Below are 2,233 nucleotides of genomic sequence, written 5' to 3' on the forward strand. Positions count from 1 at the left end.
TCATGCCTGGAATGAGAAGGACCGGCATATCGAACGGGCCGAAAGGTCGTTAAGAAGTGTTACCCGTGTTCTGGAGCATCACGCCTCACGTAGCTTCGAGGCAGTCGATCTTACACTCCGCCTGGTCATCGCTCAGTACCGTACGGCTCGCCAGCTGGGCTCATGGCCGAAGGAGATGCACCAGCTCCTGGCTGGGCACGTCGCATCATCGCCAATCGTCTCCAGCATCATTCTACTTGATGAGGACGGCAATCTCGTCGTGGACTCCTTGAAGTATCCCGCCCGCCATATGAACGCATCGGATCGTTCATACTTCTCCATGCACAAGGAGTGGAAGGTACATGGACCGTATATCACCGAAACCTTCCTAAGTCAGCTGAGTGGCAAGGCTGTGTTCGGCATGAGCCGTCGTATTCCGGGGCCTCATGGAACCTTTGAGGGTGTTGTGTTCGCGATTATCGATGCGGTTCACTTGAGGAATCTCTACACCGACCTTGATCTTGACTACGACGGAAAAACGAGCCTGCTGACCCGCTCGGGCGATGTCTTGATGCGCCATCCCTATGCCGAGAGTCTGGTTGGCATGAACATTGCTGGAAATCCTCTATTCACCAAATACCTGATCGAAGCGCAGGAGAGTATTTACCGAGTCAGCGACATCTTCGATGGCCCTGACCGCCTCATTGGCTACAAGCGGCTTCCGGGATTGCCGCTCGTGGTCACGGCCACATACTCCATGAACCAGATTCTGGCGGAATGGCGGACGCGTATCATTCAAGAGGGCAGCATGCTCCTTCTGCTCTCAGGCGCGATTCTGTTGTCTGGTTTTCTTGTTGCACAGGAACTCAGGCGCCGCCAGAAGGCTGAGAGCAGGACGAAGAAGGCGCTGGCCGATCTGACGGTAGCTTACGACTCCGCCAATCAACTGGCACAGCGGCTGGAAGTGACGGCGGCCGATCTCGCCACTGAGCGGGATCGCTCCGAGGCGGCGCGCACTTCGGCCGAGGCCGCCCGTCTCGCGGCGGAAACGGCAAATCAAGCCAAATCGAGTTTCCTGGCAATGATGAGCCATGAACTGCGCACACCGCTGAATGCCATCATCGGCTTCTCGGACATGCTGCAGACTTACGCCGGCGATCTACCTCAGGCAAAAGTGACCGAGTACGCGGGCGATATTCATGAAAGCGGCCAGCACCTGCTCGGTCTTGTTGAAGGGATTCTGGATCTTTCGCGGATCGAGTCGGGCAAAACCGAATTCTTGCCGCGGCGGATCGATCTGAAGCATCCTGTCGGCGAGGCGCTCCGAATGATGAAGGGACAAGCAGCCGCAGCTGAGATCGAACTGAAACTAAACGGTCCCGAATATCCGATCGACGTCCTGGCCGATGAGGCAAAGATGCGCCAAGCCATCATCAATGTCATCGGCAACGCCATAAAGTTTACTCCTCCGGGCGGATCCGTGGTGGTGACGATTGGAGAGGAGGCTGGATCCGCGACGATCCGGATCGCCGATAGCGGTGTTGGCATGTTTCCTGAAGACGTTTGTCATGTCTTTGAGCCGTTCTGGCAGGCTGACTCGGGGTACACCAGGCGTCACGGGGGAACGGGCCTGGGCCTGGCTATCACAAAGCGGCTGGTTGAACTTCATGATGGCTGGATCGTCATGGAAAGCCGATTGGGTATCGGAACCATGGTTGAGATCACCCTGCCGCGTTACCAGTCGGGTCTCGATGCCGCGGCCGAGATGTCAGCCTGATTTTCCCTAACAGCGCCGCTCGGTTATTGCGGGTTCCGTCGGGTCTCGCCTCAGAGTCTGCTCGCAGACGGAGCGTGCCGCCCTGTGCTGATCGAAATGTAACTTTGACCTGAAAAAGACTGACGTGTGGGCGGCTGGCGGGCTATGTCTGGAGCCGTCGTCAACAGCCACCGAGCCAGCATCATATGCCAACATGACGCGACGGACAGGGCAGCCCGGGATTGCCGGATCCCGCAGAAACGACACATGAAATAAGCTGGGATGATCTGCCGGTTGTGCAACTCCGATGAATAAGCTTGTCGGGGAAATCCCAGCCGGACCAGGTTTGGCGATGCGATCGGGTGGAACGGCTGTGAAAAGCGAAACGTTTCGCCCCGCTCCCCTTCGGCAATCCTGTCATCGTGGATCTTTCTACTGGTTCAGGTCGAAGGCCAGATCGAAGTCAGAAAAATCGGGCTGAGTGTTCTTCCAGTCACC

At 57.1% G+C, this 2,233-nt stretch carries 1 protein-coding gene; it reads left to right on the plus strand.

Features of this window, described 5'->3' with window-relative positions:
- On the plus strand, positions 1-1,756 hold a 1,756-nt coding region (locus AC5JJ6_RS10600; protein WP_496042004.1), incomplete at its 5' end, for a cache domain-containing sensor histidine kinase.
- Positions 1,757-2,233: the final 477 nt, after the last annotated feature.

The sequence above is a fragment of the Skermanella sp. genome, assembly GCF_059503625.1.